The 15,810-nt window shown below is 69.9% G+C and carries 8 protein-coding genes; 4 read left to right on the top strand and 4 right to left on the bottom strand.

The annotated features are described in order from the left end of the window. Positions 1–98: 98 nt before the first annotated feature. The 3 genes from recC to recD are packed head-to-tail and all read left to right on the top strand — an operon-like array spanning position 99 to position 9,887. Positions 99–3,746, top strand: a complete 3,648-nt coding sequence (gene recC / locus BAU07_RS01375; protein ID WP_232338223.1) for an exodeoxyribonuclease V subunit gamma — start codon at positions 99–101, stop codon at positions 3,744–3,746. Continuing rightward, the gene (locus BAU07_RS01380) at positions 3,739–7,617 is read left to right on the top strand and encodes a UvrD-helicase domain-containing protein (RefSeq protein ID WP_066653052.1); all 3,879 of its coding nucleotides are present in this window, start codon (positions 3,739–3,741) and stop codon (positions 7,615–7,617) included. Before recC ends, BAU07_RS01380 begins: the two co-directional genes overlap by 8 nt. Continuing rightward, complete coding sequence (gene recD, locus BAU07_RS01385; protein WP_084025074.1) at positions 7,617–9,887, top strand: exodeoxyribonuclease V subunit alpha; 2,271 nt, start codon at positions 7,617–7,619, stop codon at positions 9,885–9,887. Before BAU07_RS01380 ends, recD begins: the two co-directional genes overlap by 1 nt. Before the next feature lie 33 nt (positions 9,888–9,920). Here the strand turns inward: recD and BAU07_RS01390 are convergent, their stop codons facing one another. From BAU07_RS01390 to BAU07_RS01405, 4 genes are all read right to left on the bottom strand, one after another. Continuing rightward, a complete protein-coding gene (locus BAU07_RS01390; RefSeq protein WP_066653054.1) occupies positions 9,921–10,280 on the bottom strand; it encodes a four-helix bundle copper-binding protein in 360 nt (119 codons plus the stop codon). A gap of 87 nt (positions 10,281–10,367) precedes the next feature. Next, entirely contained in the window at positions 10,368–12,353 is a 1,986-nt protein-coding gene (locus BAU07_RS01395; protein WP_157121909.1) for a hybrid sensor histidine kinase/response regulator, read from the bottom strand. A 310-nt stretch (positions 12,354–12,663) separates the two neighbouring features. Next, positions 12,664–13,605, bottom strand: coding sequence for an SDR family oxidoreductase (locus BAU07_RS01400; protein ID WP_066653060.1), 942 nt, complete (start codon positions 13,603–13,605; stop codon positions 12,664–12,666). 118 nt (positions 13,606–13,723) lie between these two features. After that, on the bottom strand, positions 13,724–14,626 hold the full coding sequence (locus BAU07_RS01405; protein WP_066653062.1) for a LysR family transcriptional regulator: 903 nt from the start codon (positions 14,624–14,626) through the stop codon (positions 13,724–13,726). 180 nt (positions 14,627–14,806) lie between these two features. Between BAU07_RS01405 and BAU07_RS01410 the strand changes: the two genes are divergently transcribed. Further along, a complete protein-coding gene (locus BAU07_RS01410; protein WP_066664512.1) occupies positions 14,807–15,790 on the top strand; it encodes a Bug family tripartite tricarboxylate transporter substrate binding protein in 984 nt (327 codons plus the stop codon). Positions 15,791–15,810 lie beyond the last annotated feature (20 nt).

Below are 15,810 nucleotides of genomic sequence, written 5' to 3' on the forward strand. Positions count from 1 at the left end.
TTTCCGCCGCCGCTGCAGGATCGCCGGGCGGCCGGCGCCGGCCGATCCCGGCGATCCGCGTTATCGTTGCGGATTGCGTACACCCTGGTATCCGCCACGTGCCCGTGCCGTCCCTGCCGCCTGGCCTGATCGTCATCCACAGCAACCTGTCGGAGTCGCTGCGCGACGTGCTGGTTGCGTGGATGCGCGACCACCCTCTGGCGCCGCTGGAGCGCGAGGTCGTATTGGTGCAAAGCAGCGGCATCGCGCAATGGCTGAAGCTGGCGCTGGCCGCCGACAGGCAAGCCGATGGACCTGGGGGCGGGGCCGGCATCGCGGCGGCCTTCGAGTTCCTGTTGCCGGCCCGGTTTCTGTGGCGCGCGTATCGCGCGGTACTGGGTGCGGCCGCCGTGCCGGAAGTCTCGCCTTTCGACAAGCCGCGCCTGATGTGGCGCCTGATGCGTGTGCTGCCCGAAGTGATGGACCAGCCGGTGTACGCTCCGTTGCGCCGCTTCCTGGAGGACGACGCGGACTGCCGCAAGCGCTATCAGTTGGCGGAGCGGCTGGCCGACGTCTTCGACCAGTACCAGGTGTATCGCGCCGATTGGCTGGCGGCCTGGGCGGCGGGGCGCGACACGCTGCCGCGCGATGCGGGCCCCGACCTGCCGCTGCCCGACGGCCAGCGTTGGCAGGCAGCGCTGTGGCGCGCAATCCTGGACGACGTAAAGGCGCTGGACGCGCCGGTGGGCGCGGCGCCTTCTTCGGACGGGCGCGCCGCGGTGCATGCCGCCTTCCTGCAACGGGCCGCGACGCTGCCGGACGACACGGTGCTGCCGGGTTTGCCGCGCCGCCTGGTGGTCTTCGGCATATCCACCTTGCCGCGCCAGTCGCTGGAGGTGCTGGCCGTGCTGGCGCGCCGGATCCAGGTGCTGATGTGCGTCAACAATCCCTGCGAGCACTACTGGGCAGACATTATCGAAGGCAAGGAGCTGCTGCGCGCCACCCAGGCCCGCCAGGCGCGCCGCCACGGCAGTCCGCCCCGGATCGCCGAGGATGCCTTGCATCTGCACGCCCATCCGCTGCTGGCGGCCTGGGGCAAGCAGGGACGCGATTTCATCGGCCTGCTGGACGAGCACGACAGTGCCGACGCCCGCGCGCGCGCGTCGGCGGCGATGGGCGAGCAGCCGCGGCGGCTGGATCTGTTCGGTTCCGCCGGGGAGGACACGCTGCTGCGGCAACTGCAGGACGATATCCGCGACCTGCGGCCGCTGCGCGAAACACGCGCGCGCTGGCCAGCCGTGGACACGGCGCGGGACGCGTCCATCCGTTTCCATGTCGCACACAGCCGGCAGCGGGAAGTGGAGATCCTGCACGACCAGCTGCTGGCCGCCTTCGACGACGATCCCGCGCTGCGTCCGCGCGACGTCATCGTCATGGTCCCCGATATCGAGGCCTACGCGCCGCACATCCAGGCCGCCTTCGGCCTGCACGACGCCGACGACAGGCGCGCGATCCCATACACCATTGCCGATCGCGGCAAGCGCCACGCCGACCCTTTGCTGCACGCGCTGGAGCAACTCCTGCAATTGACGCGCGCGCGCTTCTCGGTCAGCGAGTTCATGGACCTGCTGGAAGTGCCGGCGGTGCGGCGGCGCTTCGGCATCGCGGAGGACCAGCTGGCCCTGCTGCATGCCTGGATACGCGGCGCCAATATCCGCTGGGGCCTGCATGACGACCAGCGCCAGGCCCTGGGGCTGCCTTCCAGCGGAACGCCGGCCGCGCAGAACACCTGGCTGTTCGGCCTGCGCCGCATCCTGCTGGGCTATGCGGTCGGCGCTGGCGCGGGCGACTGGAACGGCATCGAGCCGTACGACGATATCGGCGGCCTGGATGCCGCGCTGCTGGGGCCGCTGACGGCTGTCATCGACGCGCTGGAGCAGACCTGGCGCGAACTCGGCACGCCCGCCCTGCCTTCGGCCTGGGGCGAGCGCCTCGCGGCGCTGCTGGGACGGTTTTTCCTGCCCGGCGAGAGCGCGGACGCCTATACCGTGCAGCAACTGAACGCGGCGCTGCAGGAATGGCTGGAGATCTGCGCGGAAGGGGGCGTGGACGAGTCCCTGCCGCTGTCCGTGGTGGCCGAACACTGGCTGTCGCGCCTGGACGAGGGCGGGCTGTCGCAGCGCTTTTTCGGCGGTGCGGTGACCTTCGCGACCTTGATGCCGATGCGCGCCATCCCGTTTCGCATCGTCTGCCTGCTGGGCATGAACGACGGCGAGTATCCGCGCATCCGCATGCCCATGGATTTCGACCTGATGGCGTGCGACTACCGGCCCGGCGACCGCTCGCGGCGCGAGGACGACCGCTATCTGTTCCTCGAGGCCCTGCTGTCCGCGCGCGACCGGTTCTATGTGTCCTGGGTGGGTCGCAGCGTGCGCGACAACACGCCGCGACCGCCCTCGGTGCTGGTGAGCCAGTTGCGCGACCATCTCGCCACGGGCTGGCGCCTGGCCGGCGCGCAGGGCGCCTCCGATGAAGATACCGATGCGGCCTCGCCCGACGATGCGCTGCTGTCGGCGCTGACGACCGAGCATCGTCTTCAACCCTTCAGCGCCGCCTACTTTCCGCCGGACCCGCTGGCGGCCGCGCGCGCCGGCGGCCTTTTCACCTATGCGCATGAATGGCATGGCGTGGGCAATGCCGCGCGTCCTGTGGCGCGGCCCTTGGCGCCGCTGGCGCGCGAAGAGCCGCTGCGCCTGCGCGAGCTGGCCGACTTCGTGCGGGCGCCTGTGGACGCGTTCTTCCGGCAACGGCTGCAGGTCAGCTTCGTGCTGGACGACGCCGCGGCGCAGGACATCGAGCCTTTCGTGCCGGACTCCCTGGAGCAATGGCAGTTGCAGGACGCCTTGATCCGCGCGCAGTCGCGCGCCCTGGAAAGCGGCGCGGACCCCCATGCCAGCCGCGAGGCGGAACTGGCGCGTATCGGCCGCGCCGGCACCCTGCCCGACGGGGCCTTCGGCGCGCTGACGGCCAGCGAACTCGTCGAGCCCCTGGACGATATGCTCGATCGCCATGGCAAGGCGCTGCAGCGCTGGCCCCATGCCCTCGAGGGCGACGCGTTGCTGGCCGTGGCCGCCGACGGGGATGCGCCCGCGCTGGAAGACAGCCTGGGCGCCTGGCGCCGTGACGATGCGGGACAGCGATGCCGCATCCTGGTCGACAGCAGCAGCCTGATTCCCAAGGGCAAGTACCGGGCGACGCGCATCGTGCCGCACTGGGTGGCCCATGTCGCCGCCCAGCTGGCGGGCGGCGAGGCCACCACCGTGGTGGTCAGCAAGGCCGGCGACGTCGTGTTCCCGCCTCTCGATCCCGCCCTGGCCCTGCGCATGCTGCGCACCTGGCTGCATGCCTGGCAGATGGGGATGCGCCGTCCGCTGCCCCTGGCGGCGGCGGCGGCCTTCGAGTGGCTGACGCGCCATCCGGCGCCCCCCGGGGACGAGGAAGACCCGCTGGCGGACGCGCAGGGGCTGCAGGCCTCGGCCGCCGCGCAGGCCGCGCGCAAGGTCTACGAAGGCGGCGTGGAAACCCGCGGCGAAGTGGACGGCAGCGCTTACCTGCGCGCGGTCTACCCCGACTTCGCGTCATTGACGGGCAGCGGGGAATTCTTCGCGCTGGCCCAGGCCTGGCTGCGGCCCATGCGCGCCGCGCTTTACGCCGACCGCAACAAGGGCAGGCCGGCAGCGGCCGGCATGGAGGGCGACGATGCCTGACGCAAGGCCCACCCTGGCCAGCATGGCGGCCACGCCGCTGGACGTGCTGCGCTTTCCGCTGCATGGCAGCCGCCTGATCGAGGCCAGCGCCGGCACCGGCAAGACGTACACCATCGCCACCTTGTATGTGCGCCTGGTGCTGGGACACGGCGGCGCGGACGGCTACGATCGGCCGCTGACGCCGCCGCAGATCCTGGTGGTCACTTTTACCGAAGCCGCCACGCAGGAGCTGCGCGACCGCATACGCGCGCGGCTGGCGCAGGCGGCGGCATATTTCCTGGCCGATCCGGCCCAGGTGGCGGCCTTGCCGCCGGGGCAGGATCCGCTGCACGATCTGCGCGCCGACTATCCGCCGCAGGCGTGGGCCGCCTGCGCACGCAAGCTGCAGCTGGCGGTGGAATGGATGGACGAGGCAGCCGTCAGCACCATCCACGGCTGGTGCAATCGCATGCTGCGAGAGCACGCCTTCCACAGCAACAGCCTGTTCCAGCAGACGCTGGAGCAGAACACGGCGCCGCTGCTGGCCGAGGTGGTGCGCGATTACTGGCGCACCCATATCGCGCCGCTCGATGCCGTGTCCGCCGCCGAGGTGCGGGCCTGGTGGCCCGGGCCGGAGGCCCTGCAGGCACAGTTGCAGACGGTGCTGAAATACGCGCCGCAGCTCAAGGCGCCGGATCATCCCGAGGTGCTGCTTTGCGCCGCCCGCGAGCGGCGCCAGGCCATGCTGGACGAACTGAAGCAGCCCTGGCCGCAATGGCTGCCGGCGTTGCGCGCGCTCTTCGATGACGGTGTCGCGCGCAAGCGCGTCAACGGCCGCCAGCTCCAGGCCCGCTACTACGTGCCATGGCTGGAAAGCCTGGCGGCCTGGAGCGAGGACCCGCACGCGCACGCCCCCGTCCTGAGCGATACCGCATGGCAACGCCTGGGGCCGGGCCTGGGCGAGGCCTGGAAGGGCGACCCGCCCGATCATCCCGCCTTCGCCGCGCTGGCCGAACTGCGCGAACGCACCCGCGCGCTGCCGCAGGCACGGCAGGATGTGCTGTGCCATGCCACGGCGTGGGTCAGCCGGCGTTTCGCGCAGGAACAGGCGCAACGCGCGCAGATGAGTTTCGATGCCTTGCTCGACCAGCTGGATGCGGCACTGGCCGGTCCCAGCGGCGACGCGCTGGCGGCGACGCTGCGCGGCCAGTTCCCGGTCGCGTTGATCGACGAATTCCAGGACACGGACCCCGTGCAGTACCGGATCTTCGACGCCGTCTATCGCGTCGCGCGCAACGACCGCGCCACCGGGCTTATCCTGATCGGCGATCCCAAGCAGGCCATCTACGGCTTTCGCGGCGCCGATATCCATACCTACCTGCGGGCCCGCGCCGCCGTGCAAGGCCGCCTGTATGCCTTGCAGACGAATTTCCGGTCGACGCACGCCATGGTGCAGGCCGTCAACCACTGCTTCGAAACGGCGGAGCGCCGTCCCGATGGCCAAGGCGCCTTCCTGTTCCGCCGCGCCGACGGCAACCCGGTCCCTTTCGTGTCCGCGCAGGCGCATGGACGTCCGGACCGCCTGATCGTGCGGGAAGGAGCGCAGGAAGCCGAGGTGCCGGCCCTGACGGCCTGGTGGCTGCCGGCCGGCGAGGACGGCAAGCCGGTGGGCGCGGGCGCCTACCTGGAAACGATGGCCGATGCCTGCGCGGGCGAGATCGTGCGCCTGCTGACCATGAGCCGCGATGGCCGTGCGGCTTTCTGCGGCGCGCAGGCCGACCCGCCGCGCGCCTTGCGTCCGGCCGACATCGCCGTGCTGGTCGACACGGGGCGCCAGTCGCGCGCGATACGGCGCGCACTGTCGCGCCGGGGCGTGCGCAGCGTCTACCTGTCCGAACGGCAATCCGTGTTCGCCAGCGACCAGGCCACGCAGGTCGAGTTCTGGCTGCGCGCCTGCGCCGAGCCCGACGATGCGCGCGCATTGCGCGCCGCCCTCGCCACGCCGATGCTGGGCGTGCCCTGGCATGAACTGGACCGCCTGGGCAATGACGAGCTGGCGTGGGAAGCTCGTGCACAGCAGTTCCGCGCCTATGCGCGCGCCTGGCGCGAGAAGGGCGTGCTGCCCATGCTGCGCCGCCTGCTCGACGACTTCGACGTGCCCGCGCGCCACTTGGGCGGGGGCCGCGCGATCGGTGTGCCGGCCGACCTGCACGCCGACCTTGAAGACGATGTTCCAGGCGATCCCCGACCCGACCTGCAAGCCATCCACCAGTCCGACGACGGCGGCACCGGCGGCGAGCGCGCGATGACGGACCTTCTGCACATCGCCGAACTGCTCCAGCAGGCCAGCGCGGGCATCGATGGCGAACACGGCCTGATCCGCTATCTGGCGGAAATGCGCCACGCCGCCGAACAGGGCGAAGAGAACGATGCCCTGACCATCCGCCTGGAAAGCGATGCCGACCTGGTGCGGGTGATCACCGTGCACAAATCCAAGGGGCTGGAGTATCCGCTGGTCTTCCTGCCCTACGCCGCGGCGTTTCGCGCGGTGCCGGCCGACGCCGTGCCCTTGTCCTGGCATGATGACCGGGGCGACCTGAAGGTTGCGCTATCCACGGATGCCGACGGCCACGCGCGCGCCGATCGCGAGCGCCTGGGCGAGGACCTGCGCAAGCTGTACGTGGCGCTGACACGTGCGCGCTACGCCACGTGGGTGGGCCTGGCCCCGCTGGCGAATCTGGAGCTCAGCGCGTTCGGCTATCTGATCGGCGCCGGAGAGTCCGCGCGCGGACTGCCTTTGCCGGACGCCCTTGCGGCCTGGCAGGGCGGGCATCCCTGCATCGCGGTGCGGCAGGCGCCGGAGCCGCCGTCCTATGTCTATCGCGCCGACAGCGGGCCCCGGCATGATGGCCGTGCGCGCGCCATGGGACGCGCCGTGCGCGACCACTGGTGGATCGCCAGTTATTCGTCGCTGCGTTCTGTCCGGGGCGATGCCGATCCCGAGGCCGCGCCGGAAACCGCACAGGAAGACGTTTTCCAGGAAACGCTCGATGCCGGCCCCATGCCGGATGGCGATCCGCGCGACGCGATCGCGCGCGCCGTCGGGGCGCCGCGTGGCGGATCCGCGGGCGCCGCGGCGCTGCACGCCGTTCCCGCTGGGGCGCAGGCCGGCACCTTCTTTCACGAACTGCTGGAGTGGGCCGCCGCCCAGGGCTTCGATACGCTGCCCGCGCAGCCGGAGCGCGTGCGCGATGCGGTGGCGCGGCGCTGCCAGGTACGCGACTGGTCGGCATGGACGGACCCGATCACCGAGTGGCTGCTCGATGCCGTTGCGCGTCCCATGGCCTTGCCCGATACGCCGGCCGGTCCCGTGAGGCCGGCCACCCTGGCGGGACTGGACCAGGCCATCCCGGAGATGGAGTTCTGGCTGGCCGCCGACGACGTGGACGTACGCCGCCTGGATCGCATCGTTCGCGCGTACACGCTGGACGACGCGCCGCGGCCGCAGCTCGAATCCACGCGCATCAACGGCATGCTGAAGGGCTTCATCGACCTGGTCTTCGAGCACGAAGGACGGTATTACGTGCTGGACTACAAGTCCAACCGCCTGGGTCCGGACGACGCGGCCTACACGCCGGCCGCGATGCGCGACGCCGTCCTGGCGCACCGCTATGACCTGCAATACGCGCTGTATGTGTTCGCCCTGCACCGGCTGCTGCGCGCCCGCCTGCCGGACTACGATTACGACCGGCACGTGGGCGGCGCGGTCTATGTTTTCCTGCGCGGCATGCGGTCGCCGCACGCCGGCGTGTTCGCGCAGCGGCCCCCGGCCGCCATGGTGCAGGCGCTGGACCGGCTGTTCGCCGCCGATGCGCCGCGGGAGGTGGCCTGATGTTCCGCCCCCTGCTGTTCCGTCCCACGGCCCCTGGCGGCGGCCGTGCCGGTCCGGAAGATGCCGCCGGTCATGGCCATTCCACGGACGCCGCCGGTCTTGCGCATGGCTTGCGCCCCGGCGCCCGGTCCGGGGCCGGTCGGGCCGGCCTGTCGAACGATGCGGCCGCCGCCACGCAGGAACTGCTGGCCCTGTTCGACGCCTGGACGGCGCAGGGCTGGATACGGCAGCTCGACGCGGTCTTCGCGCGCTTTCTGTGGACGGAGGTGCCGGAGGCGCCGCCGCTGCTGATTTTCGGCGCCCTGCTGGCGAGCCACCAATTGGCGCACGGACATGCGTGCCTGGACCTGGGCGCCGCGCTGGAAGACCCGGAGATGACGCTGGCGCTGCCGCCCGAGGGCGCCGACCTGGCGGCGGGCGAAGCAGCCGCTCGCTCGCCCGCCGCGCTGCTGGAACACGTGTCGCTGTCGCGCTGGCAGGCGGCCCTGGACCTGCCCGTCCTGGTGGGGCAGGGCCCGGGCGCGACGCCGCTGGTGCGGGTGGAGCAGCGCCTTTACCTGCGCCGCTGCTGGCAGTACGAGCAGGACATCAATGCCGGGATCATGGCGCGGCTGGCACGCAATCCGGAATTGCAGGCGGCCTTGCCCGCCGCGCGCCTGCGTCGCCTGCTCGATGCCTTGTTCCCGGCTGCCCCGCCGGCGGGCGCGGCGCGCAGCGGCGCCGATTGGCAGAAGATCGCCTGCGCCGCCGCGGCGCGCAGCGCCTTCACCATCATCACGGGCGGACCCGGCACCGGCAAGACCACCACGGTGGTGAAGGTTCTTGCCGCGCTGCAAGCGCTGGCGCTGGATGGCGCGCACGGCGGCGCGAATCCGCCGCGGCCCCTGCGCATCCGGCTGGCCGCGCCCACCGGCAAGGCGGCCGCGCGCCTGAGCGAGTCGATATCCGGGGCGGTTGCCCGGCTGCCGGTCGGCGACCTGTCCTCCGGCGTGGCGATACGCGCGGCCATTCCTACCGAGGTCTCCACCTTGCACCGCCTCCTGGGCAGCCGGCCCGGTTCGCGTCGCTTTCGGCACGATGCCGACAACCCGCTGGCGCTGGACGTGCTGGTGGTGGACGAGGCGTCGATGATCGACCTGGAGACCATGGCGGCGCTGTTGCAGGCGCTGCCCGCCCGGGGGCGCCTGATCCTGCTGGGCGACAAGGACCAGCTCGCCTCCGTGGAGGCCGGCGCGGTGCTGGCCGACCTGTGCCGCGAGGCGCACGCCGGCCGCTATACCCCGGCGACGCGCGACTGGCTGGCGGAGGTGACCGGCGAGCAAGTCGATCCTGCGCTGGTCGATGCCGACGGAACAGACCTGGACCAGGCGGTGGTCATGCTGCGTCACAGCCATCGTTTCGCGGCGGACAGCGGCATCGGCCGGCTGGCCACCGCGGTCAACGCCGGCGATCGCGCGGCGGTCGCCCGGTTCTGGCGCCAGCCGCACGCGGGCGTGGCCCGCCTGGCGGGACGCGAGTGCGATCGCCACTTCGCCGCCCTGGTGCTGAACGGGCAGGCGCAGACGGAACTCGAACTTGCCGCGGCCGGGCCCTTGCGGCAGGAGCCGGCCGGCGCGCCTGGCGCCCTGCACGGCCCGCAGGGATATGCCAACTACCTGCGCGTGCTACGCGAGCGGACGCCGGGCCTGGATGCGGACCAGGAAGCCCTGGACGACTGGGCCCGCGCGGTTCTCCAGGCCCATGGCGCTTTCCAACTGCTGACCACCTTGCGCCACGGCCCCTGGGGCGTGGAGGGATTGAACCGGCGCGTGGCCCAGTTGCTGCGCGACCAGGGCCTGATCGCGGGTGCGGGCGACTGGTACGCCGGACGTCCGGTGCTGGTCACGCATAACGACTATGCGCTGGGCCTGATGAACGGCGACATCGGTATTACGCTGGCCTTGCCGCGCGCCCCCGACCAGCCCGCGGCCCTGCGCGTGGCCTTCCCCATGACCGACGGCAGCGGACGGGTGAAGTGGGTGCTCCCCAGCCGCCTGCAGGCCGTGGAGACCGTCTTCGCGCTGACGGTGCACAAGTCCCAGGGTTCGGAATTCGAGCATGCCGCCGTCGTGCTGCCGGAGCGGCTCAGCCCGATCCTGACGCGGGAGCTGCTCTATACGGGCATCACCCGCGCCCGCGCCTTCCTGACCGTGCTGAGCCCGGGAGGCGAAGGCGTGCTGGAGCAGGGGATCGCGCGGCAGGTACGGCGCGCCAGCGGGCTGCTGGCCTGAGCACGGCCGGCCGGGGCATTGGCCATCAAGCCGTCAAGGACGGCCTGCCGTCGCGCCCGCCGTGCCGGCCATGCGTTCGCAGGCATCGGCGCAGCGACGGCACATGGCGGCGCATTCGTCCATGTCCCGCAGGCTGTCGCAGCTGTCCGCGCACTGCCGGCACAGCGAGGCGCAGTCCGCGCACGTGTGGCGGTGGTGCGGTACGCCGAGCAGCATGAAATGGGCGGCCGTACGGCACATTTCCGCACAGGCCATCATCAGGCGGAAGTGGTCGGGGGCCAGATGCGGGCCGCCGGCTTCCAGGCAGTGCCGCATCGCCCCGCCCAGGCAGCTTTGATAGCAATTCAGGCATTCGTCGATACAGCGCTGCATGTCGGGCAGGATGGTTTGCATGGGGAACCTCCGGGCAAATGGAAGCGCCAGGGCTTCCTGAAATGGAAGCCCTGCCGGCAGCAAACCCCGTACCGTGCGCGCGGCGTATCAGGCCGCGGCCGGCGCGTCCCCCGTGCTGCCCGGCGTGGGCAGGTGCAGGATCTTCACGAGCGCTTCGGCGGAGTAGGGCTTGGCCAGGAAGTCGAAGCCGTGCATGCCCTGTTCGGACAGCACATGGCTATAGCCGCTGGTCAGGACTACCCGCACGCTGGGCCAGCGCTTGCGCACCGTGGAGGCCAGTTCGACGCCGTTCATCCCCGGCATGACGACGTCGGAAAACATCAGGTCGAAGCCGCCGTTGCGCTGTTCCATCAGGGCCAGCGCCGACTGTCCATCGGTGGCCCAGTTTGCCCGCAAGCCCAGTTCGTTCAGCAGCCCCAGCGCGAAGCGCCCCACGGTCTCGTTGTCTTCCACCAGCAGGACCGACAGCGGCTCGATGCCGTCCGGCGTGCTGGCGTGCACAGAGGTCTCGGCTTCTTGCCGTGGGATTGCGTCGATCTTGGCACAGGGCAGGTATAGCGTGAAGGTGGTGCCCTCGCCCACCCGGGTGCTGACGTCGATTTCGCCGCCGGATTGCTTGGCGAAGCCATAGGCCTGGCTCAAGCCCAGGCCGGTACCCTTGTTCACGGCCTTGGTGGTGAAAAACGGCTCGAATATTCGGCGCAGGGTGCCCGGTTCGATACCCGTGCCCGTGTCGGTGATCGACACCGCGACAAAGTCGCCCTGGGCGCCGGAATGGTTGCGCACTGACGGGATGCGGTCCACCTGTCTGGCCGAAATGGTCAGATGGCCGCCGCGCGGCATGGCGTCGCGCGCGTTGATGACGATGTTCAGCACGGCGGTTTCGAACTGGTTCGGGTCCGCTTCGGCCGCGCGTATGCCGTCGGGAAGCTCGAAGTGCAGCTTGACGGGCGAGCCTACCGAGGTACGGATGATGTGCTCCAGGCCGCGCAACCGTTCGCTGACCAGGAAGGCTTCCGGCTGCAGCGGCTGCTTGCGGGCGAAGGCCAGCAGTTGACGTGTCAGTTGCGCCGCCTTGTTGGCCGTATCGGCGATCGCGTCGATATATCGGGCGCGCCTGGCCTCCGGCAATCCCGGACGCCGCAGAAGCTCGGCGGATGAACGGATGATGGTCAGCAGGTTGTTGAAGTCGTGCGCGACGCCGCCCGTGATGCGGCCGATTGCTTCCATCTTCTGCGCCTGGTTCAGCGCGTCGCGGCTGCGGTCCAGCGCCAATTGGGCTTCGCGGCGTTCGGTCACGTCGCGCGTGATCTTGGCGAAGCCGATCAGATGCCCACGCTCGTCCCGTATGGGGTCCAGCACCACGCTGGCCCAGAAGCGCGTGCCGTCCTTGCGCATGCGCCAGCCTTCGCCCAGGAACTTGCCGTCGCGCAGGGCCGTGCCCAGTGCGCGGGCCGGTTCGCCGCGGGCGCGATCCTCCGGGGTATAGAAGCGCGAAAAGTGCTCGCCGATGATCTCCGCCGCGCTGTAGCCCTTGATCGCCTGGGCGCCGGCGTTCCAGTTCGTGATGCGGCCGTCCGGGTCGAGCATGAAGATGGCGTAATCGCGTATGCCCTGCACCAGCAGGCGGAAACGCTGCTCGCTGGCGAACAGCGCCTCGAGCGCCCGTTTTTTGTCGCTGATGTCGCGGGTGACCTTGGCGTAGCCGATCAGGGAGCCGTCGTCGTCGTACACCGGGTCGATCACCACGCTGGTCCAGAACCGCGTGCCGTCCTTGCGCACCCGCCAGCCTTCGGCCTCGTAGGTGCCGGTGGCGGCGGCGGTGGCCAGGGCGCGCTGCGGCAGGCCGCTCGCCCGGTCTTCATCCGTGTAGAAGCGGGAAAAATGCTGGCCGATGATCTCGTCGGCGGTATAACCCTTGAACCGTTCCGCGCCGGCGTTCCAGCTGACAATATAGCCATCCCGGTCCAGCAGGTAGATGGCGTAGTCCTTGATGGCGCGCAGCATCAGCTCCAGGCGCCGGTCGCCTTGCAGGGCGAGGGACGGTTTGTCGGGAATGGCGGGTTCGTTCATGGATTTCTCGTGGGCCGGCGGCCGTCGTGTCGTGGGTCCGCCCAGTGCGGTTGTGGTTGAGCAGGGCGCGCGCGCGACGGATATCCCGGCAAGTCTAGCGGTAAAAGGGCAGGCGGGGCCAATCGCCCCTTCGGGGGAACTGCCGGGCGCCTGTCCGTACCGGCAAATCGCAGCGGGAGCCGTGAAAAAAAATGCCACGGCGTTGCCGTGGCTGAATCGCCGGTACAGGCGAGCCCGCGGGAATGCGGGCATCGAACCTGGGGACCGGGCGGCGGAGACACCTGGGGCCGGCACGGCGTGCCGGCGACGGTCAGACGGGCGAGCGCTTGTTGGATTGCATCGCCTGGTCCGGGTCGGCTGCATTGGTATCGCCGAACCCGGTGATTTCGCCGCTTTCGCCGGGTTCGTACAGGGTACCGGGCCGCGGATAGGCCGCGGCGTTGCGTTGCTGGCGGCCCATCTGCTTCTTCGCCATGCGGTCGGCCAGACCCGGCAACAGCTTGAACATCGCGGTGTTGAGTACCGACATCGCGCCAACCTTGACTTCGCGCGTGGGATCCGTGGCCGCTTCCAGGATGGCGCTCGCGACCTTCTGCGCTTCGATCATGGGCGTAGGCAACTTCGGCGCCTGGCTCATGTAGTTCGCGGCGTGCTCGGGGAACGGGGTATCCACCGCGGTGGGCTGCACCAGCGTCACGGAGATCGGGGCCTCGTCAGCCTCCAGTTCGATGCGCAATGCATCAGTAAAACCTTTCACGGCATGTTTGCTGGCGGCGTACATGCCCTGCAACGGCACGACGGCGTCGGAGACCTCGCTGCCGACATTGATCAGGGCGCCTCCCTGGCTGCTCTTGAGCAGGGGCAGGGCGACCAGCGAGCCGTGCACCACGCCCCAGTAGTTCACATCGAACAGCCGCCTGGCGTCCTTTTCCGGAACCTCGTGCAGGCGGCCGTAGATGGACAGCCCCGCGTTGTTGATCCAGGTGTCCACATGGCCGTAGCGATCCACGGCGGCTTGCGCGATACGCTCCACGTCTTCGCGCACCGCCACGTCGGCCGCCACGGCGACCGCGTTGCCTCCGCCGGCCACGATTTCCTGGGCGACATGCTCCAGGGTGCTGCGGCTGCGCGCCGCCATGACGACCCGGGCGCCCTGATGGGCGGCCAGCATGGCGGTGGCCAGGCCGATCCCGCTGGAGGCCCCGGTGATCACGATGACCTGCTCGGCGATGGGTTTGAGTCGGATGCGCATGGTGTTCTCCTGCCGCGTGGGCGATCACGCGGCGGTCGCAATCCGCGTGCCTCCGATGCCGCACGGGGCGGCATCATCGATGCCAAGGCGCCGCTGGCCTGGCCGTCCGCGCGGCCGCTCAGGGTTGCGTGACGCGCGCCGCGATGTACTGGCGCAGCCAGGCATGGCCCGGGTCGTCCTGGTAGCGCTCGTGCCAGTACAGCGACACCGACATCACCGGCAATTTCAGCGGCACATCGAGCAGCGCGAGCCCGGTGGTCCGGGCCACTGCCTTCGCCACGCTCATCGGCATGGTGGCGATGAGGTCGGAAGCAGCGACCACATAGGGGCAAACCATGTAGCTGGACAGGGTCGCGGCCACCCGGCGGCGGCGATTCATGGTCTGCAGCATGCGGTCGATGGCCACGCTGAAGTGGCCCGTGTGCGCGGAAAGGTCGACATGGGCGTAGCGCAGGTAGCTATCCAGGTTCCAGCGCCGGCGCAAGCAGGGATGCTGTTCCCGCACGATGCAGACGGCGGGCTCTTCATACAGGAAGCGGGCGCGCAGGTTCTGCGCCGGATCGGGGAAATAGCCGGTCAGCAGTTCGACGTGATTGGTGTCGAGCATGCTCATCCCATGCAGCGGCCGGGCCGGCATGATGCGCAAATGCACATGCGGCGCATCACGTGCCAGGTCGGGCAGCACGCGCGGCAGCACGGTGAACTGCATGTAGTCGGTGGCATACAGCGAAAAAGTGCGCGCCGTCATGCGCGGGTCGAAGTCCTGGCGCGGACTGGTGGCGCGTTGCCAGCGCGCCAGCAGCGGCTGGAATTCCAGATGCAGGGCGGTCGCCTGCGGCGTGGGCTTCCACAGCGCGCCCTCGCGGACCAGCAGCGGGTCGTTGAACAGCTTGCGCAGCCGGCTCAGCGCGGCGCTCATCGCGGGTTGGCTGACGCCGACCTGCTCAGCCGCGCGCGACACGGCGCGGCAGGTCATCAAGGCATCGAAGTGCACGAGCAGGTTGAGGTCGGGGTGTTTCATGGCGGCAGTCCCGTGGATGCAGCGCACCGGTGCATCAATGACGTTTATGTGACTATAAATGGAAACGGCTGCCGCCGACTCCGGCCCAGCCCTAGGATGGCTGCTGCAATGCATCGGCCGGTTTCCAGCGGACAACGAGCCGCGCCGGAACCGATATTCATAGACAAGGGGAATACGTTCATGAAGACTCGCATGTTGCGCAGGTGTGGTGGGTTGCTGGCGGGCCTGGTGCTGGCGGCCGCCAGCGCCACGGCCATGGCGGCCTGGCCCAACGACAAAATCATCCGCATGGTCGTGCCGTTCGCTGCCGGCGGCTCGACCGACCTGGTCGCGCGCAAGCTGGCCGAAGGCCTGGGCAAGAACCTGGGCGCCAATGTCATCGTGGAGAACCGTCCCGGCGCCGGCGGGACGGTGGGCACCGACTATGTGGCCCGCCAGCCCGCCGACGGCTACACCATCCTGATGGGCTCGGTCAGCACGCACGGCAGCGCGCCGTGCATCTATCCCAAGCTGCCCTACGACCCCGCCAAGGATTTCACGCCGCTGGCCGTGGTCGCCACCATCCCGAATGTGATCGTGATCAACAAGGACCTGCCGGCGCAGGACCTGCAGTCCTTCGTTGCGCTCGCCAGGAAGGACCCCGGCCGCTATACCTACGCGTCCAACGGACCCGGCACCTCCAACCACCTGGCTTCCGCCGCCTTCACCAGCGTGGCGGGCATTTCGATGACTCACGTGCCGTACCGCGGATCGGGGCCGGCCCTGATCGACCTGCTGGGCGGGCAGGTCAACATGATGATGGATGTCGTCATGACCTCCTACCCCTACATCAAGGAAGGCAAGTTGCGCGCGCTGGCGGTGACGTCCGCGCAGCGCAGCGCCATGCTGCCCGATGTGCCGACCGTGGCGGAATCGGGCTATCCGGGTTTCGAGGCCATCGTGTGGTTCGGCATGTTCGCGCCGGCGAACCTGCCGCCGGAGATCGCCAGTCGCCTGGAGAAGGCCATCGTCGCCGTCCAGAACGGCCCTGACATGAAGCCCTATCTGGAAAGCACCGGTGCGCAGGTGTCGTCGACGGCGGGCGACGCGTTCGCCGCCATGATCAGGAACGACACCGCCAAGTGGTGCAAGGTGGTCCAGCAGGCGCAGATCCGCCTGGAATGATGACCCGCGAATGAACGGGG

This window comes from Bordetella flabilis (assembly GCF_001676725.1).
Classification (GTDB): domain Bacteria; phylum Pseudomonadota; class Gammaproteobacteria; order Burkholderiales; family Burkholderiaceae_B; genus Bordetella_C; species Bordetella_C flabilis.